The organism is Streptomyces sp. NPDC046465 (genome assembly GCF_040646035.1).
Taxonomy (GTDB): domain Bacteria; phylum Actinomycetota; class Actinomycetes; order Streptomycetales; family Streptomycetaceae; genus Streptomyces.
Genome location: NZ_JBEYZK010000015.1, coordinates 1 through 26,853, shown reverse-complemented (window position 1 = coordinate 26,853; position 26,853 = coordinate 1). Strand labels below are relative to the sequence as shown.

Annotated in this window: 23 protein-coding genes and 1 pseudogene; 8 read left to right on the top strand and 16 right to left on the bottom strand. The window is 70.8% G+C overall.

Annotated elements, in window-relative coordinates; translation table 11 throughout:
- The first annotated feature begins 47 nt into the window (after nucleotides 1-47).
- Complete coding sequence (locus ABZ953_RS23425) at nucleotides 48-479, top strand: hypothetical protein (RefSeq protein ID WP_361726962.1); 432 nt, start codon at nucleotides 48-50, stop codon at nucleotides 477-479.
- 201 nt (nucleotides 480-680) lie between these two features.
- Here the strand turns inward: ABZ953_RS23425 and ABZ953_RS23420 are convergent, their stop codons facing one another.
- From ABZ953_RS23420 to ABZ953_RS23410, 3 genes are all read right to left on the bottom strand, one after another.
- The gene (locus tag ABZ953_RS23420) at nucleotides 681-2,063 is read right to left on the bottom strand and encodes a replication initiator (protein WP_361727359.1); all 1,383 of its coding nucleotides are present in this window, start codon (nucleotides 2,061-2,063) and stop codon (nucleotides 681-683) included.
- 915 nt (nucleotides 2,064-2,978) lie between these two features.
- Entirely contained in the window at nucleotides 2,979-3,449 is a 471-nt protein-coding gene (locus ABZ953_RS23415) for an NUDIX domain-containing protein (protein WP_361726961.1), read from the bottom strand.
- Nucleotides 3,449-4,195, bottom strand: a complete 747-nt coding sequence (locus tag ABZ953_RS23410) for an XRE family transcriptional regulator (protein WP_361726959.1) — start codon at nucleotides 4,193-4,195, stop codon at nucleotides 3,449-3,451. The genes ABZ953_RS23415 and ABZ953_RS23410 overlap by 1 nt, the downstream gene beginning before the upstream one ends.
- Before the next feature lie 337 nt (nucleotides 4,196-4,532).
- Between ABZ953_RS23410 and ABZ953_RS23405 the strand changes: the two genes are divergently transcribed.
- A complete protein-coding gene (locus ABZ953_RS23405; RefSeq protein WP_361726957.1) occupies nucleotides 4,533-4,784 on the top strand; it encodes a hypothetical protein in 252 nt (83 codons plus the stop codon).
- 214 nt (nucleotides 4,785-4,998) lie between these two features.
- Here the strand turns inward: ABZ953_RS23405 and ABZ953_RS23400 are convergent, their stop codons facing one another.
- Nucleotides 4,999-6,258 carry a hypothetical protein gene (locus tag ABZ953_RS23400; protein WP_361726955.1) on the bottom strand — a complete coding sequence of 420 codons (1,260 nt, stop codon included), beginning with the start codon at nucleotides 6,256-6,258 and terminating at the stop codon, nucleotides 4,999-5,001.
- 206 nt (nucleotides 6,259-6,464) lie between these two features.
- Here ABZ953_RS23400 and ABZ953_RS23395 point away from each other — a divergent pair.
- A pseudogene (locus ABZ953_RS23395) lies at nucleotides 6,465-6,953 on the top strand (DUF4291 domain-containing protein); the annotation flags it as partial.
- Nucleotides 6,954-6,983: 30 nt separating this feature from the next.
- Here the strand turns inward: ABZ953_RS23395 and ABZ953_RS23390 are convergent.
- Both ABZ953_RS23390 and ABZ953_RS23385 read right to left on the bottom strand, forming a co-directional pair.
- A complete protein-coding gene (locus ABZ953_RS23390) occupies nucleotides 6,984-8,483 on the bottom strand; it encodes an SWIM zinc finger family protein (protein ID WP_361726953.1) in 1,500 nt (499 codons plus the stop codon).
- 182 nt (nucleotides 8,484-8,665) lie between these two features.
- Nucleotides 8,666-11,602 (bottom strand): DEAD/DEAH box helicase, encoded by a 2,937-nt coding sequence (locus tag ABZ953_RS23385; RefSeq protein WP_361727357.1) that lies wholly within the window; start codon nucleotides 11,600-11,602, stop codon nucleotides 8,666-8,668.
- 299 nt (nucleotides 11,603-11,901) lie between these two features.
- Between ABZ953_RS23385 and ABZ953_RS23380 the strand changes: the two genes are divergently transcribed.
- From ABZ953_RS23380 to ABZ953_RS23370, 3 genes are read left to right on the top strand one after another with little or no spacing between them, the layout of a single operon-like run.
- Nucleotides 11,902-12,936: a metallophosphoesterase gene (locus ABZ953_RS23380; protein WP_361726951.1), complete on the top strand. Its 1,035-nt coding sequence runs from the start codon at nucleotides 11,902-11,904 to the stop codon at nucleotides 12,934-12,936.
- Between the two features lie 19 nt (nucleotides 12,937-12,955).
- On the top strand, nucleotides 12,956-14,227 hold the full coding sequence (locus ABZ953_RS23375) for an MFS transporter (protein WP_361726949.1): 1,272 nt from the start codon (nucleotides 12,956-12,958) through the stop codon (nucleotides 14,225-14,227).
- Nucleotides 14,224-15,291, top strand: a complete 1,068-nt coding sequence (locus ABZ953_RS23370; protein WP_361726947.1) for a hypothetical protein — start codon at nucleotides 14,224-14,226, stop codon at nucleotides 15,289-15,291. Before ABZ953_RS23375 ends, ABZ953_RS23370 begins: the two co-directional genes overlap by 4 nt.
- A gap of 47 nt (nucleotides 15,292-15,338) precedes the next feature.
- Here the strand turns inward: ABZ953_RS23370 and ABZ953_RS23365 are convergent, their stop codons facing one another.
- The 5 genes from ABZ953_RS23365 to ABZ953_RS23345 all read right to left on the bottom strand — a co-directional run bounded on the left by ABZ953_RS23365 (nucleotide 15,339) and on the right by ABZ953_RS23345 (nucleotide 21,650).
- Nucleotides 15,339-16,271 (bottom strand): glycoside hydrolase family 6 protein, encoded by a 933-nt coding sequence (locus tag ABZ953_RS23365; RefSeq protein ID WP_361727355.1) that lies wholly within the window; start codon nucleotides 16,269-16,271, stop codon nucleotides 15,339-15,341.
- Between the two features lie 367 nt (nucleotides 16,272-16,638).
- Nucleotides 16,639-17,829 (bottom strand): MFS transporter, encoded by a 1,191-nt coding sequence (locus tag ABZ953_RS23360; protein ID WP_361726945.1) that lies wholly within the window; start codon nucleotides 17,827-17,829, stop codon nucleotides 16,639-16,641.
- Nucleotides 17,830-17,862: 33 nt separating this feature from the next.
- Nucleotides 17,863-18,585, bottom strand: coding sequence for a uracil-DNA glycosylase (locus ABZ953_RS23355; protein ID WP_361727354.1), 723 nt, complete (start codon nucleotides 18,583-18,585; stop codon nucleotides 17,863-17,865).
- Nucleotides 18,586-18,723: 138 nt separating this feature from the next.
- On the bottom strand, nucleotides 18,724-20,181 hold the full coding sequence (locus ABZ953_RS23350) for a Na+/H+ antiporter NhaC family protein (protein WP_361727352.1): 1,458 nt from the start codon (nucleotides 20,179-20,181) through the stop codon (nucleotides 18,724-18,726).
- 107 nt (nucleotides 20,182-20,288) lie between these two features.
- Nucleotides 20,289-21,650 (bottom strand): M20/M25/M40 family metallo-hydrolase, encoded by a 1,362-nt coding sequence (locus tag ABZ953_RS23345; protein WP_361726943.1) that lies wholly within the window; start codon nucleotides 21,648-21,650, stop codon nucleotides 20,289-20,291.
- 130 nt (nucleotides 21,651-21,780) lie between these two features.
- Between ABZ953_RS23345 and ABZ953_RS23340 the strand changes: the two genes are divergently transcribed.
- Complete coding sequence (locus ABZ953_RS23340) at nucleotides 21,781-22,191, top strand: RNA-binding S4 domain-containing protein (protein WP_361726941.1); 411 nt, start codon at nucleotides 21,781-21,783, stop codon at nucleotides 22,189-22,191.
- A 197-nt stretch (nucleotides 22,192-22,388) separates the two neighbouring features.
- Here ABZ953_RS23340 and ABZ953_RS23335 read toward each other — a convergent pair whose 3' ends face one another.
- Together ABZ953_RS23335 and ABZ953_RS23330 are read right to left on the bottom strand one after the other, a co-directional pair.
- A complete protein-coding gene (locus ABZ953_RS23335) occupies nucleotides 22,389-23,099 on the bottom strand; it encodes a methyltransferase domain-containing protein (RefSeq protein WP_361726939.1) in 711 nt (236 codons plus the stop codon).
- A gap of 59 nt (nucleotides 23,100-23,158) precedes the next feature.
- Nucleotides 23,159-24,061, bottom strand: coding sequence for an acyltransferase domain-containing protein (locus tag ABZ953_RS23330; protein ID WP_361727350.1), 903 nt, complete (start codon nucleotides 24,059-24,061; stop codon nucleotides 23,159-23,161).
- 129 nt (nucleotides 24,062-24,190) lie between these two features.
- Between ABZ953_RS23330 and ABZ953_RS23325 the strand changes: the two genes are divergently transcribed.
- Nucleotides 24,191-24,451, top strand: a complete 261-nt coding sequence (locus ABZ953_RS23325; protein ID WP_361727348.1) for a DUF6343 family protein — start codon at nucleotides 24,191-24,193, stop codon at nucleotides 24,449-24,451.
- 10 nt (nucleotides 24,452-24,461) lie between these two features.
- Here ABZ953_RS23325 and ABZ953_RS23320 read toward each other — a convergent pair whose 3' ends face one another.
- The 3 genes from ABZ953_RS23320 to ABZ953_RS23310 all read right to left on the bottom strand — a co-directional run bounded on the left by ABZ953_RS23320 (nucleotide 24,462) and on the right by ABZ953_RS23310 (nucleotide 26,567).
- Nucleotides 24,462-24,872, bottom strand: coding sequence for a tetratricopeptide repeat protein (locus ABZ953_RS23320; protein WP_361726938.1), 411 nt, complete (start codon nucleotides 24,870-24,872; stop codon nucleotides 24,462-24,464).
- Nucleotides 24,873-24,980: 108 nt separating this feature from the next.
- Nucleotides 24,981-25,580, bottom strand: coding sequence for a dephospho-CoA kinase (coaE, locus tag ABZ953_RS23315; RefSeq protein ID WP_361726936.1), 600 nt, complete (start codon nucleotides 25,578-25,580; stop codon nucleotides 24,981-24,983).
- Nucleotides 25,581-25,628: 48 nt separating this feature from the next.
- Nucleotides 25,629-26,567 carry a PAC2 family protein gene (locus ABZ953_RS23310; protein WP_361726934.1) on the bottom strand — a complete coding sequence of 313 codons (939 nt, stop codon included), beginning with the start codon at nucleotides 26,565-26,567 and terminating at the stop codon, nucleotides 25,629-25,631.
- Nucleotides 26,568-26,853 lie beyond the last annotated feature (286 nt).

Sequence of the window (26,853 nt, the reverse complement as noted above, 5' to 3'; positions counted from 1 at the left end):
TACCGCGCTGCAACAGGGCAGTCTCTGCCCCCATCTTGGAGGACTTCGTGACGGAGGCCGCTATCAACCTCCTTGAGCGCCTTGATCTCACCGAAGCGCCGACGCCTTCCGCGCTGTCAGAGGAAGATCAGGCAGCCATCGAGGCCGATCGTCAGGAACTCGACGACCTCAAGGACATGTGGGGAAGCCAGGAGTTGAAGACGCGGGAGTACCGCGAAATGCGCAAGACAGTTGAGGCGCGCATTGCCGAGGTGCAGCGCAAGATGATCGTCCGCCCGACAACGGAGGTTCTTGATGGACTCGTCGGCGCGAATGCCCGCGAGAGCTGGAAGGCTCTGGAGAAAGCCGAGAACTACCAGCGCATGAATGCCGTCATGCGCTTCCTGTTCGCCGCCGTCAAGATCAAAGAGGCCACGAAGCGAGGCCGCCGCTTCGACTACGGCAGGATCGACATTGAGCAGAATCCCATCTGGACCTGACCCGCACAGACGAGGAGGGGCCCTTCATGAGGGCCCCTCCTGTTGTGTCACGCTGCCCGTCTCACTCGATCTTTCCTCCTGACTGGCGGTCTAGAAGCCTGGCCAGGCGTCTCGCCGCTGACGGGCTGATCTTGGTCGAGAACTTCCCACAGACGCGTTCCAGATGACGGGCCATCTCCGCCTCGCGGTTGTGCTTCGTCATCAGTACGACACCTCCCCACAGGCCAGCGCATCGCGGGCAAGCTCGCGGTTGAGTGCGATGTCTTCGGCGATGCCTGCGGCGAAGAGAGCGGCACCAGGGGTATAGCCGGAGCCGAAGTAGCGCCAGGCGGATTCCTTGATCAGGTTCGGGTCGTCGTCCAGAACGGTCCCGCCACGCGCGAAGTCGGCCCGTTCCTCGCGCAGGGCCCCGTACGTGGTCGAGTAGCGGCGGGACTTGGTGAGGATGTGACCCCGGTAGCCGAGCGTGTGAGCCCACGCGCGCAGCCGCAGGGGCGCCAGTTCCACCAGGCCGCCCAGGCGCCAGCAGGTGCCCATCAGGGCCCGGATGTGAGGCGCGACGACAGCAGCCCGGATGTCCGTCAGGCTCCGCACGGCGTGATCGAGTCCGGCCCCCGTGTCGGCGGCGCCCTTGGATACGTATTTGGCCACGTAGGCGGCGACCGCGTCATCGCTAAGACCGCCGTCATCACCGAACGCCTGGATCGGCCGTACATCTAACTGGACACCCAGCAGCAGGAGTTCAGTTCCGTACGCCCCAGATTCAGGCACCCGCACACTGGCCGACGCGGCAGCCGCCCGGACCGCGTCAGTCAGCAGTTCGCCGGTGGCCCAGTCCGGGGGCGGACCGCTGGGGCCGCTCGGACCGTCGAGGCGGACCACGGCATGGAAGTGCACCGCCGCCCGCTTCTGGTACTCGGCGACCTTCGCGAAGGACACCACCAGGTGCTCACCGAGCCGCGAGCGCGGCACCCCGCCAGCGGTCGCCAGGTAGCGGCGCACGCCAGTGGTGAACCGGTCCCAGAGCCGCCCCGCGTGCGCGTGCCACAGGACATGACCCACGTAGTCGTAGCAGTCCGCGCACAGCGGCCGACCCACCAGCGGATCATCCTCACCATGCAGACGGGCGCAGCCGAGCCGACGCCCATGCTCGCAGCGAGGGTCATCGCGACGAGGGCGGCATCGTTCCCCCTCCACAGCCCGATGAACCAGGCCGAAGGAGGGCGCGGTCAGGGTGACGAACAGTCGTGGCCGTTCTCTGACTTGCTCGGGGACGCTCTTGCCGCCGAGCAGGCCGGAGCGCACCAGCTGGAAGGTGTCCCCCGAGTGCTGATACGAGCACGGCTCACAGACCGAGGAACGCCGGTTGCGGCACCACACGGCCAGCCGTTCACCGGGCTCATCGGCCGTCGAGTAGGCGGAGACCGCCTCACCTGTCGTGGCATCCCATGTGGTGGTGGAGCCGGACAGGTGCACCGGATGAGCGCAGCCACCGATGGCTGTGATCTGCTCCAACCAGCGGGAGAACAGTGGGTCACTGACGAGCCTTATAACGTCACGGTCCACCTCTGAGACGGCTTGCATTCGTTGTTCGTGTTCCAACGCCGCATAGCGTTCCTGCGGGCCGGACAGCGATGCGGACAGGTTGGCATTGCGTGTGGTGCTGGCATCGAATTCGGCAGACATAACGCGGCCTCCAAAGCCGGAAGTCGGGATGTAGGTTGCGTGTATCCATGAGCGGTTCTCTCCTCTGCGCTAACGGGGCGCTTAGATTGCATACGCCCAGTCCAGGCGCGTTCAACTTGCCTTTAAATTCTACGACTTGGCACTGCCAATGACCCCCGGATATAGCCCCCGGACGGGGCTCAGGCCAGGCAGTCCGGCGACGGGATTGGCCGTTCCGGGGTCGGAGGGCTCCACGCCTCATCAGCTCGTGCCGCTCCCCTGCTGTGTGCTCCCCGGACGCCGTGATCGGGTCCTGCGGGGCAGGGGTGGCGGAGACTGTCTTCACTTACTCCAGGGCGCGCCTGCGGCGCGCCGGGCGGCTTCGGCCGCACCGGCCGGGCGTGCGGCCTTCGGCCGGTCCCGTCCGCACGGCCACCACCCGGCGACCACAAGCAACCCCACGATGTGAACAGCAACCGCATCCCTGCCGCTGCCCCCATCACGACAGCCAGGAGCGACAACAGGGAGCGGACGGCTTCAGACCGTGAGCCACCTCCTCGCACGAAACCCCGCACCAGACGCCCCAGGGCCCACCGGAGCAGCAACCAGGGTTCACCCAGGCCCTGGCTGGGGCCGACGGCCTCCGATGCTTTAGGCAGCCGCCATGGGGCGAGCCTCGAAGAACAGGGGGCCGATCGGGCTAATGCGGGCAGGCTCCAAGAGACTGCCCGATCCGCTGGCGAGCGTAAGGCCCCCTGTTCACTCGCCCCATGGCAGCTCCCGCCCAAAGCCTCTACGGCCGGCGGCGTGCCCACAGCGCGCCATTACCCCAGCTCAGCCCAGGTACGGCGTCGACCTGTCATCGAGGAAGTGTGCCAGCCGCAACCGCTGCGTGTGATGCATATCGAGCCCCGCCAGCTCTCCGGGGTCGACGAAGCGGAGTGCGGTCGACTCGTCCGACATCGTCAGCTCACCGCCGATCACGCGGGCGCGAAAGCAGACGTTGAACTGCCGCCGGACCTCACCATCTGTGTAGGCGATTACATGCCGGGGATCTGTGTACGTACCGACGAGCCCGGTGATCTCTACGTCCAACCCAGTCTCTTCCTTGACCTCCCGCACGGCCGTGCCGGGCAGGCTGTCGCTCATCTCCATACCGCCGCCCGGCAACGCCCACAGGCCGCTATCAGACCGCCGCTGGAGGAGAATGCGGCCCTTGCCGTCCGTGACGACGGCCGAGGCCGCGACGACGAGACTGTTGGGCTCAGGAGCCGCCGGGTCGTCGTAGTACTCGGTCCGCGCCACTAGCTCACACCTTCCACGGGGCTGGCCGTCTGCCAGACAGCGTCGAAGCTCTCGGCGTAGGTATCGAACATGCCACCTCGACCAGAGCGCCGGAGTTGCCACACCGGGGCGCCGTACGCATTTACACCCCACACATGGGCATTGACCAACGCTTGATCGTCAGCTCGGTATATCGAGTTGTAAAGCGTGGCCCCGTGGGTGCGCAGTTCGATGTTCGGTACCCCGGCCAAGGGGCGATAGTGCATGAGTGCCAGTCGGCACCGAGACTCGATGCCGTGCCCGAACTTCTCTTCGGTGCCCCGCTGCTGAACATTCGGAGATTCCGCGTCACCCAAGGCAATGCGGACCGCACAGCCCGCCTCAGCCCGTTCCTTCAGGAGGTCATTGAGCCGGGGGTACGCCTCATGCAGGAACACCGCCGCGTAGACGAGCACGTCGATCCGTTCACGCGCTTCGGCGAGCAGGTCGACGAACACCGACACGGGCAGGTCGGCCCGCTGGTCGTACAGCGCCACCAGTTCGGGACTCACTGCCCGCGCGGCTCGTGCCTGTCGCAGGGCTGGCCAGAGTGCGTGCACGTCTTCTCCCAAGGTCTCAGCGGCTTTGAGCGCCGTTGCCCGCCTCGGAGTGCGACCCAGATTGACCCAGCGTTCCACCGACTTTGGATCAACCTCCGACGCTTCGGCGAGGCTGGCATGCGTCCAGCCACCCGCCGCCATCACAGCCCGCAGACGTTCGTTCGGCATGGTCAGTGTCACCCCGCACCATTGGACGTTGGTAGGGACGTTCTACACCCCGCGGGACGTCCCAAAGTGGGAAACGTTCGAGGTTCCTACGTCCCAGTGACCAACGCGACGATCCTGCGTACGGAGACATGCGAGGGGACGGCAACGAGATGAGCAAGGCACCAACTCCCCGGACGCAGGAGCGTCCGCCCATCCCAGCAGGCGCGGTCTGCACCCGCTGCAATCAGTCGATCAAGCCCGGCGAACCAGCGGAGGACTACACCCCTGACCGGGCATCAGGTGGCGGGAACACCTTCTACCACCACACTCGCAACTGCCCGGGGCGAGGTGGTCGGCAGTGACCCGAACCGTCTTCCGCTTCGTGCCATTCACGATCACCCAGGACACGACCGCCGAGCCCACTTACGAGGCCGTGTGCGTGTCAGGGGACGGGAAGGAGTGCGGTGAGCGGTCCGACGAATGGATCACGCCGCACCCCGTCGAAGTGTGGATGCGGGATCACATGAAGATCACCGGGCATGCCCGCTACCGCAGAACGTTCGTCGACTACGCGGACGTGACCCGCGCCGACCAAAACCCCGACCACTGAAAAACGGCGAGCAACAGCAGCCGTGAACCGGAAGACCCCACCAGTCATTCATGTTGGTGGGGTCTCGGCATGCAGCAGGGCTACCGCAAACAGCCTATGAAAACGACTTAACATGGACCAAGGTGACGCCCACTTTCAAGGAGTGTATTGCGAACCCCAGTTCGTTACGATGTAAAGCGCACACCCTTAGGGAGTAATGCACTCTCACTCACATCTAAGTTGCATAGCGTGTCTTGCGGGCTCGTTGACCAGCCACATGAAACGAGAACACGAACTCACAACGATCAAATCCCTCAAGGTCCAATCGGCCTTCAAGGCTATAGATGGCTCCAAGAGCGCCGTCTTGACTCACTGTGGCCATCCGGCCAACGGACGAAACATCGCCCACAACGCCTGGGAGGCGCGCATCAGCGATCACTGCAACGTATTCGTCACCACGGGAATCTGTGAACCCCCGTCCGGGAATATTGATAAATGCTTCCCCATTGGGAGATATCTCCGAATCTGAGGAATCAGCAGGCGTTGGATCGCCAGTAAAGGCGACGTTCCATCCCTGCGTGATAGCCCCGAGCATACGACGTGCCCCCTCCTTCGATAGACCTGAACCCCCTGAAGGGAATTTCGCGTCGAAGGCCTCCTCCGCCAGCACTAGATAAAGGCGACCATACCTCTCTTTCGCGTTCGCGACCTCCGACCGATCAGCAAGCCTCTGTGGAAGTAGCGCTTGTGCACCTTTGGCCTTGACGTAAGAGAGACTACCCTTGGCATGAAAAATCCGATTACGAATACGGTTGTGCAGCTCGTCGTAGATATCGTGCACGGGATTTCCGCTCGAAGGAATCGAGAAGCTCTGCAGGTCCACTGACCTTCCTTCGGCCTTCAGTGCTCGCTTGAACCAATCTTCGTCACTCTCAGGTCTTCCATTGCTCTTCAGTAGTTTGGGGTGAAGCCAGCTCAGCAGAGATTCAAGGGCAAGGTATACGTTTCGGCATGCGTCAAAGAGGTCGTCTGTCAGTTCTGACATTCGGTAGTAGCGCATACTCTCTTGCCACTGCGGTGTGTTTTCTGGGTCGGGAGGTTTCAACCGTCCGTCGGGCCCACGCACTTCTGCGGTAACTCTAATGGCTGCGGTGATGGTAGACGAGCACCAGAACCGAATCACCGCTTCCTGCCCTTCACTCCACCAGGCGACGTGACCATTCTCCACATCTTGCAGTGCCAGCGGGGTGCGCCCTTTAAGGGTGAAGATATCCAGCCCTTGGTTCGCCAATTCCGGCGCAATGCCTGTTACTGATTCATAGTTCGAAGCGGCTATTCCGCGAACAGCAACAGCTTTCACCCCCTCACGAACTTCGACCTCTTCGCCTGTCGAGAGCCGAACTGCGCCACTGAACTCCGGTGCTGTCCTGAGCGGATATAGGGCCCCGGGAGTCGTCACGTCTCCAAAAAGAGGAAGCCCTTCGAAGTTGGCCATGAGGGCACCCTAGTCTCCACACCCCAAAAGCGCTCGATTGTCGTGGTGATCGGCAGTACCAAGATCTTGCATCAGTCGTCGATCAACCCGAGCTATCCGAATCCGTCGACGCGGTCCGATGAGGAACATCAGCTCTTCACAGCAGGCGCACGCAGCGTTGACGAGCTGCGGCAGGAGTTGGGCACGGGCAGACGGTTCGGGACGAGAACCTTAAAAAGGTTTACGAGCAAGGCTTGACCTGGATCAAGCCCTCGTTCCTCTGGATGATGTACCGCTGCGGCTGGGCCACGAAGGAGGACCAGCAGACGGTCCTGGCCGTCGAGATCTCCCGCGAAGGCTTCGACAGCTCCCTGCGCGACGCCTGCCTGTCGCACTACACCCGCGGCCTCCACCCCGACCAGGCCACCTGGAAACGGAACCTGCGCCGCTCGTCCGCCCGCGTCCAATGGGACCCCGAGCGCGACCTCCGCCTGAGCCCCCTCCCGTACCGCTCCCTCCAACTGGGCCTGTCCGGCGAGGCGTCCCGGCGCTACGCGGACGAGTGGACGGTCTCGATCACCGACGTCACCGACCTCGCGCGGCAGATCCACACCCTCGTACGGGATACGGACGACCTGGCGGCGGCAGCCCCACTGCTGCCCGCGGAACGGCCCTACCCGGCGGGCGACGAAATCCTGGGCCACCTGCGGCCGTGACCCACCGCGGCCGACCGTGACACGCGCCCGCTACGCCTCCGTCATGCCCGTCAACGCCCCCACCGGGTCCCCGTCCGCCTCACCCTCGGGCCACCAGTCGCCTCCGCCCGGTTCGCTCACGTACGGGTACCAGCGGCCGTCCCTGCCGTAGCGGAGCTGGAGTGTTCCCTCCGCGTCCGTGAGGTGGTTGCGGTCGATCGTCATGCGGGGGAGGTCCGCCGCGACCAGGGCTCCCCGGGCCCGGTCGAAGGGGCCCGCCGGGGGGTCCCAGGGGGATTCCAGGACCGTCAGGCCCGCCTCGCCGCCCTGGCGCCAGGCCGCGGCCGCCCGGGAGAGGTCCGCGGCGGTGCTCCCCACCGACCTGGCCAGTTCGGCGAATTGGCGGCTGAACGTGCGGCGGCCCGTGAGGCCGGGGTGCGAGGCCGCGAGGCGGACCGCGTCGTGCCAGGGAGACGTGGCGGTGAAGGGGTCCGTGCCGGTCATGAGGTAGGCATGGGCGCGCGCTGCCGCGTCCGTGACCAGGAACTCCAGTGCGGTCGGGTCCGGGGCGCCGGGGACGGACGGGAGGGCCGGCGGCTCGCCCGGGTGGGGTGGCGGAGGGAGCGGGGCGGGCAGCGGGGAGCGGTATTCCGTGGCCAGCGCCTCGCGGGCCACGACGCCGGGGAGGACGGGGCCATCGTGTGGGTGGGGCGCGGTGTGGTCCTGGGGCGCGGGGGCGTCCGGAGGCGTGTTGCTGTCCGGTGACGTGTTGCTGTCCGGTGACGTGTTGCTGTCCGGTGACGTGTGGCCGTCCGGCAGCACGGGGCCGTCCGGCAGCATGGAGTCGGAGTCGTCCGGCAGCATGGAGTCGGAGCCGTGCGGCGGGATGGCTGCGGGCCGTGGCTTTCGCCGGGCCGCCCGGAGTTCCGCCGCCGCGGCCTCCGCCGCCTCCACCGCCGACTTCCGCGCGTTCCTGTGGGCCAGCTCGTCCAGCAGGTCCTGTTCCTCACCGCCCCGCAGCAACAGGAGCACGAAGGGGTCGGCGTCCAGGAGACGGGCCGTCTGGTAGGCCAGCGCGGCCGCGTGCTTGCAGGGGTGGCCGCGGTCCGGGCAGGTGCAGGAAGGCGCCATTTCGCGGGCGCCGGGCAGGAGCGGGACGTCGGCGCGGGCCGCCGCGTCGGCCAGGGCGTGCGGCATCTCCTTGTCGAGCAGCGCCGCGATGTGCGCGGGGTCGGTGGCCACCGTGTCCAGGAAGCGGTCCCAGTGTTCGGGGAGCATCGTCCGCAGGCGGATCTCCGCGCGGTAGGGGCGGGGACGGCTGCCGTGCACGTACGCGACGATGCGGCCGGGCGCGACGGTGATCGTGTCGACCGCGCCCTCGCGCGCGTACGTACGGCCGCGGGCCAGGCGGGCCTGGTCCAGGGCACTCTCCTCCAGCGCGTCGGTCCAGGCGTTGCCCCACCAGGAGGTGGCGAAGGGGGTGTGGGGATCGGGGCGGGCCGGCAGCGCGGGGAAGACGCGGCCGCTGCCCATGCGGCTCGTCTCGCTCATGCCGCTGGCCCAGCCCAGACCGCCACCGCGTCGGGCCCCGCCGCTTTGACGGGACCCGCCGCCCGAACCGCCGCCATGCCGGGACCCGCCACCCGGACCGCCCGGACCGCCCGGACTGCCCGGACCGCCCCTCCGAGGGGCTCCCCCTTGGCCATCGCCCCGCCCCGCCACGCCCCGCGCCGTCATGCCGTCCTCCTCAGCGCCACCAGGTCGGCCAGCTCCGCGTCCGACAGTTCCGTGAACGCCGACTCGCCGCCCTCCCCGAGCACCGCGTCCGCCAACGCCTGCTTGGCGACGAGGAGTTCGGCGATGCGGTCCTCGACGGTGCCCTCGGTGACCAGTCGGTGGACCTGCACCGGCTGCGTCTGGCCGATGCGGTACGCGCGGTCGGTGGCCTGCTCCTCGACCGCCGGGTTCCACCAGCGGTCGTAGTGGATCACGTGGCCCGCGCGGGTCAGGTTGAGGCCCGTGCCCGCCGCCTTCAGGGAGAGGAGGAAGACCGGGATCTCGCCCGACTGGAAGCGGTCCACCATCTCCTCGCGCCGCGGGACGGGCGTGCCGCCGTGCAGGAGCTGGGTGCGGATGCCCCTGGACGCCAGGTGCGCCTCCAGGAGACGGGCCATCTCCACGTACTGCGTGAAGACCAGTACCGCGCCCGCGCCCGCGCTCTCCGACTCCGCGAGGATCGCGTCGAGGAGCTCGTCGAGCAGCTCCAGCTTGCCCGAGCGGGGGAGGCCCGTCCGCGTGGTCAGCGCGCCGTCCTTCAGGTACTGCGCAGGGTGGTTGCAGATCTGCTTCAGCGCCATCAGCAGCTTCATGACCAGGCCGCGGCGGGCCATGCCGTCCGACGCCTCGATGCGGGCCAGCGTCTCGCGGACCACCGCTTCGTAGAGGGAGGTCTGTTCGCGGGTGAGGGTGACGGGGTGGTCCGTCTCCGTCTTCGGCGGGAGTTCGGGGGCGATCCCGGGGTCCGACTTCTTGCGGCGCAGCAGGAAGGGTCGGACCAGTCTGGCCAGGCGGTCGAGCGCGTCGTCGTTCTCGCCGGTCCCTGAGGGGTCGCCGCCCTCCACCAGGCGTGCGTGGCGGGCCCGGAACGCCTTCAGGGGGCCGAGCAGGCCCGGGGTCGTCCAGTCGAGCAGGGCCCACAGCTCGGAGAGGTTGTTCTCCACGGGGGTGCCGGTGAGCGCGACGCGTGCCGGGGACGGGATCGTGCGCAGGGCCTTCGCCGTCGCCGCGTGCGGGTTCTTGACGTGCTGCGCCTCGTCCGCGACGACCAACCCCCACTGCTGGGCGGCCAGTTCGGGCGCGGCCGTCCGCATCGTGCCGTAGGTGGTGAGGACGAAGCCGCCGTCGGCGTCCAGGCCCGCGAGGGTGCGGCCCGCCCCGTGGAAGCGGCGCACCGGCACGCCGGGCGCGAACCGCTCGATCTCCCGCTGCCAGTTGCCGAGGAGCGACGCGGGGCAGACCACGAGCGTCGGCGCGGGGTGCGCCCGGTGGAGGTGCAGGGCGATCAGCGTGATCGTCTTGCCGAGGCCCATGTCGTCGGCGAGGCAGCCGCCGAGTCCGAGCGAGGTCATGCGGTCCAGCCAGGCCAGGCCCTTGAGTTGGTAGTCGCGCAGGGTGGCGTGCAGGCCGGGCGGCTGGGCGACCGTGTCGAGGTCGCCCGTCACGCGCTCGCGCAGCCGGGCGAGGGCGCCGACGGGAACGGCGGGCACCCGCTCGCCGTCCACCTCCGCCGCGCCGGTGAGCGCGACCGACAGGGCGTCCACCGGGTCGAGCAGGCCGAGGTCCCGCTTGCGCGCCTTGCGGACGAGCTCGGGGTCGACAAGGACCCACTGGTCCCGGAGGCGGACGACCGGCCGGTGCGCCTCCGCAAGGACGTCGAGCTCCGCGTCGGACAGCGGGGCTTCCTGGTCGCCGAACGCCACCTGCCAGCGGAATTCCAGGAGTTGCTCGGTCTTGAAGAAGTCGAAGTTGTCGGCCGCGGTGCCGGGGGCCGGGCGGACGACGGCGGTGGCGGTGAGGCCCCGGGTGAGCTCCCTCGGCCAGTGGACGGCCACCCCGGCCGCGGCGAGTCGTCCGGCCGCGGCGCCGAGCAGGTCGTACAACTCCTCCTCGCTCAGCGGCAGCACGTCGGGGCGCGGCCGCTGCAGAAGCCTGCCGAGCGGGGGCCAGACGCGGGCGGCGCGGCGCAGCGCGAGCAGCGTGTCGACGCGGGCGCGCGGCCCGAAGTGGTCGGTGCCCGCCCAGAGGCCCGCTACGTCCGTCACGAGTGCGGGGTCGGCGAGGCTGTGCACCTGGACGACGGCGGCGGCGGGGCTCGCGACGGCGGCACGGGGGACGGCCTCGCCGGGGCCTTCCCCGCTCCCGGCCGAGCCCTCCACGGAGTCGCCCGCCCCGGCCCCGGAACTCTCGCCCCCGTCGAACACCTCGTGCGCCCGCAGGTCGAGGCGCAGGGACACGCGCACCCCGGCGTCCATCCCGGCCGCGACCTCGGCCGCCCACTCCCGCGCCCCCGGCAGCCGCTGCGGCTCGCGCGCGGCGAAGGGGGCGCCGACCGCGTGCACGGCGGCAGGAGTACGCGGCAAGGCGTCGACCACCGCGTCGACGAAGGCTCTGACCAGGGCGAACGGCTGCGGCAGCCGCAGCGGCCCGGGGCCGGGCAGCGGTACGGCGTGTGCCTCCGCGGGCAGCGCGGCGGCGATGGCCCGCAGGTGGGCCACGTCGGCCTCGTCCAGCGGTCCCGCCCGCCACGCGTCCAGGTCTCCCGCGGTCAGGCCGGGCAGCAGGCTGCCCCGCGCCGCGAGGTGCAGCGCGTGCCGTGCGGCCGCGGCCCAGCAGGCCGCTGCGGGGTGCGGGCGGTGCGGGCGGTCGGTGCGCAGCAGCAGCCGCACGGCATCGGCGACCGGCAGGAAGAGTGCGGGGACCGTGCGGCCGCGGGCGCCGTTGCCGTGCTTGCGGGCGACGACCAGGTCGCCGCGCGCCCCGTCGGGCCCGGCGGGTCCGACGGGCCCGACGGACTCCGGGAGGTCGCCGCCGTCCGGCCGCCAGAAGGCGATCCGGCCCTGCCGGGGTGGGTCGGCGGGGAGGAAGACGGCAGCGCAGGAGCGTACGAGCAAGGCGTCGTCGGCCTCCGTCCCGCCCGCCGCCCGCGCGCCCGTCTCCGCCGTCGTCACCGCCACCGCCGCCTCACTCAGCCCCAGCTCACGTCACTTGTCCCCCGCGCCCGCCACCCTAGGCGAGACCACTGACAACCCAGGTGCGCCCACGGCAACCGCGCCCCCGCACCCTCTGCGTGAACACTGGAAGGAAAGTTTCCTAACAATAATTCACCCCAAGTTATTGACGCGCACATGCCGCATCGCCAGGATTCCCCCCGAGACGGCCCGGCACCCCCACGCCAACCGAGGAGACGGACATGTCGCCCACCCCACGCGCCATGAACTCCCGCACCACGAAAGCCACCAAGCCCACCAAGCCCGGCAAGGTCAGCAAGCCCGCCAAGTCCGCCAAGTCCGGCAAGTCCGGCAAGGCCGGCAAGGCCCGTATCGGCGTCCCCGTCGCAGCGGGCGCCGCGCTCGCCCTCGTCGGGGGCGCCCTGCTCTGGTCACCGGCCGACGAGGCCGACGCCTCCCCCGCCGCCGCGCCCCGGGCCGGTTTCACGGCCGTCGCCGCGGGCGACATCGCCGAGCAGTGCACCGCGAGCAGCAGCAGCTGCAAGCACCCCAAGACCGCGGCCCTGGTCAAGCAGATCAATCCGTCCTTCGTGATGACCATGGGCGACAACCAGTACGACGACGCCCGCCTGAAGGACTTCCAGAAGTACTACGACAAGACGTGGGGCGCCTTCAAGAGCAAGACGCACCCCGTCGCGGGCAACCACGAGACGTACGACCCGGCGGGCGCGCTCAAGGGCTACAAGTCCTACTTCGGGTCCGTCGCCTACCCCGACGGCGAGAGCTACTACAGCTACGACCAGGGCAACTGGCACTTCATCGCGCTCGACTCCAACAGCTTCGACGACGACACGCAGATCGACTGGCTCAAGGACGACCTCGCCGCCAACTCCAAGAAGTGCGTGGCCGCGTACTGGCACCACCCCCTCTTCTCCTCGGGCGAGCACGGCAACGACCCGGTGAGCCGCCCCGTCTGGAAACTGCTGTACGACAACAAGGCCGAGCTGGTCCTCAACGGCCACGACCACCACTACGAGCGCTTCGCCCCGCAGAACGCGGACGGCAAGGCCGACGCCAACGGCCTCGTCGAACTGCTCGGCGGCATGGGCGGCGCCAACCCGTACAAGATCGAGGACGTCCAGCCCAACAGCCAGAAGCGGATCACCGACACGTTCGGCGTGGTCAAGCTGGACTTCACCGACACCGGGTTCTCCTGGAAGCTCCTCGCCACGGACGGCTCGACGAAGGACACCAGCCCGTCCTACTCCTGCCACTGAGCCCGGCGGGAGCCCTGCGATGTACCTCGCCTCCACCGGCGCGGCAACCAAGGGCGACGCGGCCGCCGGGACCCCGGAGCAGTCCGGGGCCCGGCGCGGCCGCGTCGCGGGACCCGTCCTCGCGCTGGGCGCGGTCAGCCTGGTCACGGACATCTCCTCCGAGATGGTCACCGCCGTCCTTCCGCTCTACTTCGTCCTCCAACTCGGCCTGTCGCCCCTTCAGTTCGGCTTCCTCGACGGTCTCTACAACGGCGTCACGGCGCTGGTACGGCTGGCCGGCGGATACGCCGCCGACCGCGGCGGGCGGCACAAACTGGTCGCGGGCGGCGGCTACGCCCTCTCCGCCCTTTCCCGGCTCGGACTGCTGCTCGCGGGCGGCGCCACCGCCGGGATCGGCGCGGCGCTCGCCGCCGACCGCATCGGCAAGGGCGTGCGCACCGCGCCGCGCGACGCGCTGATCTCGCTGAGCAGCCCGCCCGAGGCGCTGGGCCGCGCGTTCGGTGTGCACCGCGCGATGGACACGACGGGCGCGCTGCTCGGGCCGCTCGCCGCGTTCGCGCTGCTGTGGGCCACCGCGGACGCGTACGACGCCGTGTTCGTGGTCAGCTTCTGCTTCGGGCTGCTCGGGGTGCTGATGCTGGTCGCGTTCGTGCCGGGCCAGCTGGGCGGCCCCGCGCCGCAGCCCGTTCCGCGCGCCACCACACCCACGGTCAGGGCGCTCGGGCTTCTCCGGATCCCGGCCTTCCGGCGCGTCCTCGTCGCGGCCGCGCTGCTCGGGGCGGCCACCATCGGCGACTCCTTCCTCTACCTCCTCCTCCAGCGGCGGCTCGACTTCGCGATCTCCTGGTTCCCGTTGCTGCCGCTCGGCTCCGCCGCCGTCTACCTGCTGCTCGCGGTGCCCGCGGGGCGGCTCGCCGACCGCACGGGACGGCGCGTGCCGTTCCTCGCCGGGCACGCGGCGCTGCTCGGCGGCTACCTCCTGCTGCTCTCCCCCACCGACGGCTGGCCGCTGCTCATCGGCGTACTGCTCCTGCTCGGCATCTTCTACGCCGCCACCGACGGTGTCCTGATGGCCCTGGTCGCCCCCGTGGTCGCTCAGGAGCGGCGGGCGAGCGGCATGGCCGTCCTACAGACCGGCCAGGCGCTTGCCCGGCTCCTCGCCGCCGCGGGGTTCGGGGCGGCCTGGACGCTGTGGGACGTCGGCACCGCGCTGACCTGCGCGGTGCTCGCCCTGACCGTGGCGCTCGCCGGCGCGGCCGTCCTGCTACCGCCCTCCGAAAGGCGCCCATGACCCCGCCTCCCGACACCCGCCGCCCCCTCGGCCCCCGCCACCCCCTCGGCTCCCTCCGCTCCCGGATCGTGGCCGTCTCCGCGGCCGCCGCCGTCCTCGCGGGCGTCGCCGTCACGTACACCCTGCACGCCGCGCAGCGCGCCGAATCGGCCGACGCCACCTCGGAGTTCGGCCTCGGCCGGGGGCACCTCTACTTCCGTAACACGGAGGGCGGCACGGGCCGGGTCGCCCGCCTGCCCCTCCCGGCCGCGCCGTCCCGCACGCCGTCCCGCACCGCCGCCCGCACCGCCACCCGCACCACCGGCGGCCCCTCCTGCGAGCGGTTCTACGCCGCCGCGGGCACCGGCCTGTGCCTGCAGCGCCGCGCCGGGATCCCGCCGAAGTCGTACGCCGTCGTCCTGGACGGCAGACTCCGCGAGAAGCGCCGCATCGCGCTCACCGGGATCCCCGACCGGGCGCGCGTCTCGGCGTCGGGCCGGATGCTGTCCTGGACGATGTTCGCCACCGGCGACTCCTACGCGGGCTCCTCCTTCTCCACCCGCACCTCGATCCTGGACACCCGCACCGGCTACCTGATCAAGAACATGGAGGAGATCCCCCTCACCCTCGACGGCCACCGCTACCACGCGCCCGACGTCAACTACTGGGGCGTGACCTTCACGAAGGACGACAACCGCTTCTACGCGACGGTCTCGACCAAGGGCAGGACATACCTCGTGCGCGGCGACATGAAGAAGTGGGCGGCCACCGCCCTACGCTCGAATGTCGAGTGCCCTTCCCTCTCCCCCGACAACACCCGCATCGCCTTCAAGAAGCGGGTACGGAAGGGGACTCGGGACCCCTGGCGGCTCCACGTCCTCGACCTCCGCACGATGCGGGAGCACCCCCTCGCCGAGCGGCGCAGCGTCGACGACCAGGCGGCCTGGCTCGACGACGGCACCCTCGCGTACGCCCTGCCGGGCCGGGACGGGCGCAAGCAGGACATCTGGTCGACGCCCGCCGACGGCACGGGGAGGCCCACGCTGCGGGTACGGGGCGGGAGTTCACCGGCGGCGGTGCGCTGACCAGGGTTCCTGAGACCCCGAGCCCGTGAAGCGGGCCCGTGAAGGCTCTAGGGCCGGGCCCGGCGGGCGAGGTCCAAGGCGTATTCCGGCCACCACTGGCCTGCCTTCGGTCCGCCGCGGCACGTGCCGTCGGACTCGCCGGGGCGTTTGATCCACAGGTAGGCGTCGAGGCCGGGGTCGCCGGTCTGTGACGTGGGTGGGCGGCCGAGGGCGCGGCCCGGTGGATTACACCAGGCCTGGTCGCCCGCGTAGGGGCCGTTGCCGTTGCGGCTGCTGTCGACGACGAAGTGCTTGTCGCCGCCGAGCTCCTTGGCGAGCCGGTGTCCGTAGGCGGAACTCACCTGGTCCGTCTGGTGGTTGGATACGTTCAGCGCGAAGCCGTCGGCCGCGGCGATCCCGGCGCGGCGCAACGGGCCGACAAGGCGTCGCTCGTCGGGGATCCAGCCCGCGTTCCCCGCGTCGAGGTACACCTTGGTGTGCGGGTTGCGTTTGAGGCGCTGGACCGCGTGGGCGAGCAGCGCGTACCGTTCGGCGGCAGCCGCGCTCGCGCAGCCCGCCACCAGCTGGGCGACGGCGTCCGGTTCCACGATCACGTACGCGTCCCGGGTGCCGAGCCCCGAGGCCAACTCCTCCGTCCACCGGCGGTAGTCGGCGGCGTCGCGCGCGCCGCCCGAGGAGTACGCGCCGCAGTCGCGGTGCGGAATGAAGTAGGCGACGAAGACCGCCGTGCGCCCCGCCTTCGCGGCCGCCTCGGCGTGGGTGCGCGCTACAGAGCCGGCGTCGTCCCCGAACAGCCAGACGGCCTGCGGCTGCCCCGCGATGCGCTGGACGAGCCGGGCGTCGGCGGTGCGGCCCTCCCGCTGCCACCGCGCGACCTGCCGGGCGGCGGCGCTGTCCGGGTCGACCCAGAAGGCGGGGGTGGCCGGGTCCGTGGGCGCCGCGCCGTCCGCCGCCACGCCGCCCGACGGCGCCTCGCTCAGCGCACCCAGGAGGAGAGCGGCGGCAAGAGCGGTCCGGGAGAGCGTGGGACGGGGGCGCGGGACACGGCTCCGAAGGGCGAGGCGGAAAGGCTGTGGAGACACCGGGCGGCTCCAGTCGTTCGACGTGACGGCGCCGGTGGTCTCCGGCGCATTCCCGGAAGTGTGCGGTCGTCACGCCGCGGCGGGGGCCGGTCCCCGGCCGGGGCGCGGCAGTTCACCCGGAAGATCACTCGTACGGCGGTCTCTCGCCTCGTCCCAAGATCCTCAAGTGCGGTCTCCCGGCCGGGGTTTGACGCACGCACGCGCGCTCGGTTCTCGGTTCTCGGTTCTCGGTTCTCGGTTCTCGGTCCAGCACCCCGCACTCGGGTCAGTCCGCCCGCGCGTTCCGCATCCGCCCGTACGCGTACACGCAGCCCGCCAGCGCCAGATCGGAGAGGAGCATGAAACCGATCGAGTACGAGCCCTTCGCACTGTAGATCGCGCCCATGACCAGCGGCGGCACGAAGCCGCCGAGGCCGCCCACCGCGCCCACGATGCCGGTGACGGAGCCGACCTGCGGCTGCGGGGTGACCTGGGAGACGAGGGCGAAGACGCTGCCGCTCGCGGTGCCGAGGCCCGCCGCCATGGCCAGGAAGCAGATGGTGCCCATCGGGTTCAGCTTCGGGTCGAAGGCCTGCATGACGGCGAAGAGCGCGACCACCGCGAGGGCGGCCGTGGTGACCGTCGCCGGGTGGACCCGGTCGGAGAGCCAGCCGCCGACGGGCCGGAAGATGACGGTGACCAGCGCGAAACCGGCCGCCTTGGTCCCCGCGTCGGTGGGCGAGAGGTCGTACCAGGTCTTCAGGTACGTGGGCAGGTATACGCCGAAGGCAACGATTCCGCCGAAGCCGATCGCGTACAGGGCGGACAGCTCCCAGGTCACGCGCAACCGGCCCGCCTGCCCGAGGCGGGTGGTGAGCGAGGTGGTGGGCACGGGCCGGTCGGGGCGGTCGGTGATGAGGAAGAAGGCGAGCACCGCGAAGGCGGCGAGCCCGATCGCGACGACGATGAACGGCAGGTCCACGCCGTGCTCGGCGATGCGCGGGGTGAAGTATCCGGAGAGCGCCACACCGCCCATGCCCATCCCGAAGACGCCGAGCGCGAAGCCTCTGCGGGCGGGCGGGAACCAGGAGTTGACCAGCGGGATGCCGATGGCGAACGTCGTGCCGCCGAGGCCGAGCAGGAAGCCGACACCGAGCATCGCGAGGTAGCTGTTCCTGGCCGGGATGATCAGCAGCACCGGGACGATCGTGAGCGCCGAGACCAGCGGGAACATCAGCCGCGCGCCGTAGCGGTCGGTGAGCGCGCCGACCGGGACCCGGCCGAGCGAGCCCACGATCACGGGCACGGCGACCAGCAGGGACTGCTCGAAGGAGCTGAGCCCGAGGCGGTCCTTGAAGTCGCTGCCGAGCGGCGCGACCAGATCCCAGGCCCAGAAGGTGAGCGTGAAACCGATCGTCGCCACGGCCAGATTGCGGTAAGCGGCGGCGGAGGGCTTGGCTGCGAGGGTCTCGTCCACGCTCTCACGCTAGGAATCACCGTCCGGCGCGGCTCACTCTGCTGGGCCGTTCGGGTGCAGTCCCGCCTCGAAGGCGGCGGCGCTCAGCACCTCCCGCAGCATCGCGGGCGTCAGCCGTCCCGTGAACGTGTTGCGCTGGCTGACGTGGAAGCAGCCGAAGACGTCGAGCGGCTCCCGGCCCCGGCCACCCGCCAGGGTCACGTGCGCCCCGTGCCCGAACGCCGGGCGCGGCTTCGGGAGCTGCCAGCCCGCCGCCGCGAAGGCCGGAAGGGCGGCCTGCCAGCCGAAGCCGCCGAGGACGACCACCGACCTGAGCGTCGGGGCGAGCAGGTTCAGCTCGCTCACCAGCCAGGAGCGGCAGGTGTCGCGCTCGCCGACGGTGGGCTTGTTGTCGGGCGGGGCGCAGTGCACGGGCGAGGTGATGCGGGTGCCGTAGAGGGTGAGGCCGTCGTCGGCGCTCTCGGCGGTGGGCTGTGAGGCGAGCCCGACGTCGTAGAGCGCCGGGTAGAGGAACTCGCCCGAGCGGTCGCCGGTGAACATCCGCCCCGTGCGGTTGGCGCCGTGCGCGGCCGGCGCGAGGCCGACGATCAGGAGCGCGGCGTCGGGCGGCCCGAAGCCGGGCACGGGCCGCCCCCAGTACTCCCAGTCGGCGAAGGCGGCGCGCTTGGTGCGCGCGACCTCCTCGCGCCAGTCGACGAGGCGGGGGCAGGCCCGGCAGCCGGTGATCCGTTCGTCCAGCTCGTCCAGCTCGTCCAGTTCATTCAGTTCGTTCAGTTCGTTCGGTTCATCCAGTTCGCTCAGGCCGTCCATGCCCTCCACCGTACGTACGCGCACGTCCGCACCGCGTCCGGGCACCCGGCACCCGGCACCCGGCACCCGGCACCCGGCACCCGCTCAGGTCAGCACGGCGCCCAGCGCCACGAACCCGCAGATGAGCACCGCGAGGACGGCAAGGAGCGGCCACACGAACCGCAGGTACTTGTCGTAGCCGACCTTCGCGAGCGCCACACCGCCGATGGTCACGGCCGTGGTCGGCACCCACAGGTTCATCCAGCCGCTGGCCGCCTGCCAGGCCGTGACGACGACCGCGCGCGAGACTCCGGCGAAGTCGGCGAGCGGGGCGAGGATCGGCATGGCGAGCGTGGCGTGGCCGGAGGTGGAGGGGATCAGGAAGGCGAGCGGCAGGTTCACGAGGAAGACGATGACCGCGAAGAGCCCGGACGACGTGCCCTTCACGATGCCCTCGATGGAGTGGAGCACGGTGTCCGTGATCTTCGAGTTGTTCATGATCGTCGTGACGCCGCGGGCGAGCAGGATGACCAGGGCGGGCGAGACGAAGTCGGCCGCGCCCTGGATGATCGTCGAGCTGAGCTGCTGCTCACCCATGCGCGCGACCAGGCCGACGAGGACGGCCGCACACAGGAAGAGGGCAGCCAACTGCGGGAAGGACCAGCCGAGTTCGAAGCCGTACGGTGTCGCGTCGGCCTTGCCGGTGAGCGCACTCGACCAGGGCACCACAGAGAAGATCATGAAGGCGAAGACCAGCGCCGTGGCGATGAGCACCGCCTTGTGCAGCCGGGTCAGCTCGGGCGCCGCACCGGTCTCGGCGGCCTGCTCACGGTCCCGGTCGCCCGGCAGGAAGCCGGACAGGGAGCGCTCCGGGTCTCGCCGTACGCGCTTGGCGTACCGCACGACGTACGCGACCGTGACCCCGGTCAGCACGATCCACATGGCGAAGCGGAGCACGATGCCGTCGCCGAGCGAGATGTCCGCCGCGGACGAGGCGACGCCCGTCGCGAAGGGGTTCACGGTCGAGCAGAGCACCCCGACGCCCGCGCCGAGGATGATCGCGCCGACGGCGGTCATGCGGTCGTAGCCGAGGGCGAGCATCAGCGGCACGATCAGGCCGTAGAAGCCGAGTGTCTCCTCGGCGAATCCCTCGACCGTGCCGAGCACCGAGAAGACGACCATGACACCGGCGATGAGCAGCGCGCCGCGCTCGCGCAGCCGGTGGGCGAGCCGCCCGATACCGCGGTCGAGCGCCCCGGTCGCGAAGACGACGGTGATGAAGGCGCCGATGGCGAGCACGAACAGGAATACGCCCGCGCTGCCGTACAGCGAGCCCGCGTTGTCGGGCGCGACCAGCGAGGTCTTCTCGTCCTGGATGCCGTAGAGGCCGTTGACGGGTGACAGGAAGAGGTCGTTGAGGCGGTCGACGAAGGACTGTCCGGAGTCGACGCGGTGGTAGGTGCCCTCGACGGGGGCGCCGGAGCCGTTGCGGTCGTACTGCCCCGAGGGGATGAGGAAGGCGAGCAGCCAGACGGCGACGGTGACGACCGCCAGGACGGTCAGGGCGCTGGGGAAGGTGAACTTGCGCTTCCCGGCCGGGCTTTCGGCCGGGCCCCCGCTGTCCCCACCGGCGCCGCTGCCTCCGCCCCCTACCGGCGTCTCGGTCGTCCTCACGCGGCCCCGCCTCCCGCCCGCTCGAAGCCATCGGCGTACTCCCGTACGAACGCGCACAGGGCGACGACCGTGTTGCGCAGCTCCGAGAAGAGGACGCGCTCGTTCGGGGCATGCAGATTGCACATGCTGTCCTGCGCCCCGAAGAGCAGCACCTCTGCGCCGGGCGCCGCCTTCGCGAGCCCGTTGACCAGCGGAATCGACCCGCCGGTCGCCACGTACGAGGCGTCCTGCCCCCAGCCCTCCCGCAGCGCGTCGAGCGCGGCGCGGTAGGCGGGCCCGCCGGTGGTGGCCTCGTAGCCGGGCCCGGTGTCGCCGGGCGTGACGGTGAGCGGGACCCCGAAGGGCCTCAGCGAACGCAGGTGCTCGACGAGCCCGTCCCGCGCCTCCGCCGGGTCCTGCCGCGGATGGAAGCGGAGATTCAACTTGGCTCGGGCGTACGGCACCACGGCGGACGCGGCATGCTCCACGCTCGGCGCGTCCAGGCCGATGACGGTGATCGCGGGCCCGCTCCACAGCCGCTCGCCCAGGCTGCCGCTGCCGACGAGCGGCACACCGTCGTGTACGCCCGCGAGCGAGCGGAACTCCTCCTCGGTGTACGACGTGCCGCCCCACTCCTCGCGCCTGAGCCCCTCGACGGCAACGTCCCCGTGGACGTCGTGCAGGGTGGCGAGGGCCTTGAGCAGGACGAGCAGCGCGTCGGGCGCCGCCCCGCCGAACTCCCCGCTGTGGCGCGGCTCGTCGAGAGTGCGCACCTCGACCACCACCTCCGCGGCGCCGCGCAGACCGGTGGTGAGGGTGGGGGTGCCGGGGCGCAGGTTGCCGAGGTCGGCGATGACCATGGCGTCGCAGGCGAACCGCTCCGGGTCGGTGGGCGGGTAGCCGTCGAAGGCGCTGCCGTACTCCTCCTGCCCCTCGATGACGATCTTCACCCCGACCGGCGGCCGCCCCTCGTACGCCCGCACCATGCCGAGGTGCGCGATGACGTTGGACTTGTCGTCGGCGATGCCCCGGGCGCGCAGGCCGCCCTCGACGGGCGTCGGCTCGAAGGGCGGGGACTTCCAGAGGGCCTCGTCGCCGGGCGGCTGTACGTCGTAGTGGCCGTAGAGAAGGACGGTCGGCGCGTCCGGCGAGGGGGGCGGGATCTCGCCGTAGATCACCGGGGCGGTACCGGGCAGGTCGAGGCGCTCGACGTGCGGCACCCCGGCGTCCCGCAGCAGCCCGGCCACCAGGTCGTGGGCCTCCTCCACGGGACCGGCGGGGAACCCGGGAAACGCGATCGAGGGGATCGCGGCGAGCCGCTCCAGGTCGGCGCGGAGCCCGTCCATCAGAGCATCGACGGTGGCTTCGAAAGACGTCATGGGCAGCACTCCTGGGAGTCGCGTGTCATGTCCGGAATCATCCCGAATTATCGGCGTCTCGGGTTGGCGGATTCCGGACGGCTCGCCGGGAGCGGGGAATGCCGCACCGAAGCCGGTCTATGGTCGACGCATGGCTTCGGAGACTTCAGGGGACGGCCCGGTGGGCGGGGGCTCGGTGCGCGTCGACAGCTGGATCTGGTCGGTCCGCCTCACCAAGACCCGCTCGGCGGGGTCCGCGGCGTGCAAGGGCGGCCACGTCAGGGTCAACGGCGACCGCGTCAAGCCCGCGCACGGCCTGCACGTGGGCGACGAGGTACGCGTGCGGCAACCGGGCGGCCAGGAGCGGATCGTCATCGTGAAGCGCCTCATCCGCAAGCGCGTCGGCGCCCCGGTCGCCGTCGAGTGTTACGTGGACAACTCACCGCCGCCCCCGCCCCGCGAGGCCGTAGCCCCCGCGGGCATCCGCGACCGCGGCACCGGCCGCCCGACGAAGCGGGACCGCCGCGAACTGGAACGCCTACGGGGAGCGGACCACAGCTAGCCCTGCCCCAGTCCGCGCCACGAAGGCGCCCGCAGCGGCTTCAGGGGCGCGGGGAACTGCGCGACCGGCCACAACGGACCCGCAGCAAAAGACCGACCGAGGCGACCTCAGGGGCGCGGGGAACTGCGCGAGCAACCACGACGCACCCGCAGCGAACGACGGACCGGGTCACCCCCACACGCCCCACGCCCCACGCCTCAGCGGCCAGCGACCGGCACGGCCCGCACCCAGATCCCGTCCTCCGTAAGGTACTCGTCGACCTTCAGCCCCGCCTCCGCGAGCGCACCCTCGAACTCCTCCGTGGTAAGCGGCCGAGCCCGGAACGTCTGAGTCCACGTGGCATCCGGAAAGACGTACTCCGCGAGCACCTCGTTCACCCCGTCACCGACCGGCGTCGCCGACACGATCCGCACCGTGTAGCCGGAAGGATCGACCCGCTCCCTCGGCAGATTCGTGTGGTAGTCCGCCCCTTCCCGCTGGATCAGCACGCAGCCGCTGTCCGTGACGTGCTCCCGGCAGGCCCGCAGCATGCGACGCCGGACCTCCCGGTCGCCCTCGTGCACGAGGAACGACGCGAACATCACCACGGAGAACTTCTCGTCCAGGTCGAGCTTCTCGATGGGGCTCTGCACCCTGCGCACCCCGCCGCCGAGCGCGGCGACCTTCTCCAGCATCTCGGGGGACTCGTCCACGGCGGTGACCCGGAAGCCCCGTTCCAGGAGCGGACGCGTCACCCGGCCCGCCCCGCAGCCGAGTTCCAGGATGTGCGCCCCGGCCGGGATCGCGCCCTCGATGATGTCCGGCTCGTCCCCGACGGACAGCCGCGTGTACAGCTCGACCGCGCAGCCGTCCGGCGTGATCGCGCCGGGCCCCGTCCCCTCGTACCCCTCACGCATCTTCAGGCTCATGTCCTGCCCAACGAAGCGCGCTCCGGCGGCGTTCCCGACGCCCTCACGGCCCCCGCCGCCTACAGCGGGAACCAGCCATGCCCTCCGTACCAGTGCCCACCGGCCCGCAAATGGTCGCCCACGGCCCTCTCCACCCCGGTTCGCCTGGGCAGTTGGGCCACGGGGAGGTCCCGGGCACCGAAGACGAAGGCGACGGGGTCACCGTCCTCCGGCTCCCGCCCGTAACCGTCCGCAAGACGGAATCGCTCCTGGAAGCGGACGATGTTCGAGTCCGCGGGCAGCCGGGTCCTCAGCTGCGGATCGAGCAGCCAGGAGTGGCAGACGGCTGTCTCATACCGATCCTCGGGGAAGTGCCGCGCGAAGAACTCCCGCGCCATGGAGACGGACCGCTCGCAGGCCGTCGGCGTCAACGGCCCCCCGAAACCGGTGATGTGGAGGTTCAGGCAGGGGTCCCCCGGCCCCGCCGCGTGCCCGGCCGCACGCGTCGCGCCGCCCATCCGCGCACCGAGCACGGCGCGCTGGAACTGCAACCGCCCCAACTGGTAGAGCTCGCCCCGGAAGTGCAGGCCGGGCCAGTCCGGCACGACGAGGCCGCGACTGCCGTACGCCCTGCGGTGCACCGCCATGTGGCGGCCGAGGTCGGCGAGCGTGCGGCGTGAGACGTCGTCGGTGATGCCGCGGTCGCGGTGGTACGCGCGCACGTGCGCCAGCACCGCCACGTACACGTACACGAAGAAGCAGCGGCCGAGCTCGCCCCATGCCTCGGGCAGCGCCGGCACCCGGCCCCCGCGCCCGACCGTCCCCATGTCGCGCACGACGGCGTCCACGCAGCGGTCGAGCAGCCACCGGGCCTCCGCGTCGGCCCACAGCCGGTCGCGCAGCGCCACGAGGGCGTTGATGTCCTCGTGCGGCACGGCGAGGTCGAGCAGTACCTCCGGGAGCTCGTCGGCGTCCGGCAGCACCGCCCGGACCGCCGGCTCCCCGGCGTCCTCCAGCTCACCGAGCCATGCGGCGAGCCCGGCGTCGGCCCTGAGCGCTTCCAGCACGTTGCCACCCTCTTTATCCTTAAAAGGAGGAGATGACCTCTCATGATGCGCACAGGCAGTGAACCGCTGACCGCACGCAGTCCGCTGCGCATGCGCTTCTGGTTCAGCGTATGGGGCCTGGTCTGGGCGGGCTTCGGCACCGTCGCCTTCGCGCTCGTCGGACGGGCGGGGTGGGCGGTGGCGTGCGGGGTGCTGATGCTTGTGGTCGCCGCCGACCTCGCGTGGGTCGTCCACCGGCTGCGCCAGGGCCCGCACTACCAGCCGGGCAAGGACGTCCCGCCGTACGAGCCGCCGGGCACCCGCTAGCCCCCGAGCGCTAGCCCGCGGCCCCTGGATCCCGCCCCTGTCCCTGGCCCTGTCCGTCCGCGCCGTCGAACCGGGCCGCCGCCAGATACTCCGGCTGCGGGTCCAGGGCGGCCGCGAGGCGGAAGTGGCGGCGCGCCTGTTCGGGCTTGGTGGCGCGCTCATAGGTGCGGGCGAGCGCGAAGTGCGCGAAGGCGTTGTCCGGCTCACGCTCCAGGACGATGCTGAACTCCAGCTCGGCGGCGCGCAGTTGCGCGGCGGCGAAGAAGGCGCGCGCCCGCAGCAGACGGGCGGCCGTGTTCTCGGGATGGGCGGCGATGACGGTGTCGAGCAGCTTCACCGCGCCCCGCGGATCCCGCGCGGCCAGGAGCTGCTCCGCCGCACGGAAATCGATGACATGAGTCTCCGGACTGCTTTCGGGCACACCGGACTCCTTCCCTCGCTCACCCGCCTCAACGCCCGCCACACCCCCGCCTATTCCGGTCCCGCCGGGAGGCCCGCAGGCCCTATCCCGCAGGGAGGCCCGCAGGCCCTAGGCGCGCGCCCTGCGCGCAAGCTCCGCCCAGACCTCGCCGACGCGTTCCGCGAGGCCGTCCAGCGGGCCGTCGTTGTCGATCACGATGTCCGCGATCTCCAGGCGCTTCTCGCGGGTGGCTTGCGCGGCCATCCGCGCGCGGGCGTCCTCCTCGCGCATGCCGCGCAGCCGCACCAGCCGGTCCAGCTGGGTCTCGGGGCTCGCGTCGACGACGACCACGATGTCGTACAGCGGGGCGAGGCCGTTCTCGGTGAGGAGAGGCACGTCGTGGACGACGACCGCGCCGTCGGGGGCGGACTCTTCGAGCTCGGCGGAGCGGACGCCCACCAGGGGGTGCACGATCGAGTTCAGGGCGGCCAGCTTCTCCGCGTCGGCGAAGACGACCGCGCCGAGGGCGGGCCGGTCCAGCGAGCCGTCGGGGGCCAGGATCTCCGGTCCGAAGGCCTCGACGACGGCCCCCAGACCGGGAGTTCCCGGCTCCACCACCTCACGCGCGATCTTGTCCGCGTCGATCAGAACGGCACCGGACGCGACAAGCAGCCGCGAGACTTCACTCTTGCCGGCGCCGATTCCGCCGGTCAGGCCCACCTTCAGCATGACCGGCAGCTTAGGGCCTGCCCGGCGGACCGCAGCAAGGCCCCGGCGTCACGCGTCGCCCTCCCGCTCGGCGAGGAAGCGTTCGAAGTCGCGGCCGATCTCGTCGGCGGAGGGGATGTCCAGCGGCTCGGCGAGCATGTTGCCCCGGTCCTGGGCGCCGGCCGCCGCGTCGTACTGGTGCTCAAGGCCCTGGATCAGCGCGACCAGCTCCTCGTCGCCCTCCTGGATCTGCCGGTCGATCTCGGTCTGGGTGCGGTGCGCCTCGGTGCGCAGACCGTGCGCGACGCTCGGCAGCACCAGACCGGTCGCGGCGGTGATCGCCTCCAGGACAGTGAGGGCCGCGTCCGGGTAGGCGGAGCGGGCGATGTAGTGCGGGACGTGCGCGGCCACGCCGAGCACGTCGTGCCCGGCCTCCAGGAGGCGGTACTCCACCAGGGAGGCCGCGCTGCCTGGCACCTGCGCCTCGTCGAAGGGGCTGCGGTGGCCGGGGATCAGGTCGGTGCGGTTGCCGTGCGGTGTGAGGCCCACGGGGCGGGTGTGCGGGACGCCCATGGGAATGCCGTGGAAGTTCACGGACAGGCGCACGCCCAGCCGCTCCACGATCTGCTTGACGGCCGCGGCGAAGCGCTCCCACTCCACGTCGGGCTCGGGCCCGGCGAGGAGCAGGAAGGGCGCGCCGGTGGCGTCCTGGACGAGGCGGACGTCGAGCGTCGGCACCTCGTAGTCGCTCCATCGGTCGCGCCGGAAGGTGAGCAGCGGGCGGCGGGCACGGTAGTCGATGAGCCGGTCGTGGTCGAATCTCGCCACCACCTGCCCGGGAAGGCTGTCCGTGAGCCGCTCGACGATCTGGTCGCCGGTTTCGCCCGCGTCGATGTATCCGTCGAAGTGGTAGAGCATGACCAGTCCGGCCGACTCCTGGGCGAGCGCCATGTCGACCACGGCGAGGCCCTTCGGCTCCCATGCGTACAAACCCTGCGGATCAAGCACTGTGACCGCTCCTCCTCGTGTTCACAGGAAAGAACACGCTCGGGCACACAGTCATTCCCGGCCACGCCGTCTCCGTCGGTGTTCGTACGCCTGAACTCCCTTACCCGGCCCCTACCTTGGCCCACTCCGGACACCTTGACCCACCCCGAACCAAGAAGCGGGGGGGGGGGCGCGGCGGGGGGGCGGGGGGGTCGGGTGTGCCGGTCATCGGGGGGTGCTACCTGCGGGGGGGTCGGGGGCGGCCGCGGTGATGGGTGCGGTGGTGGGTGCCGGGTCGGGCTCCTCG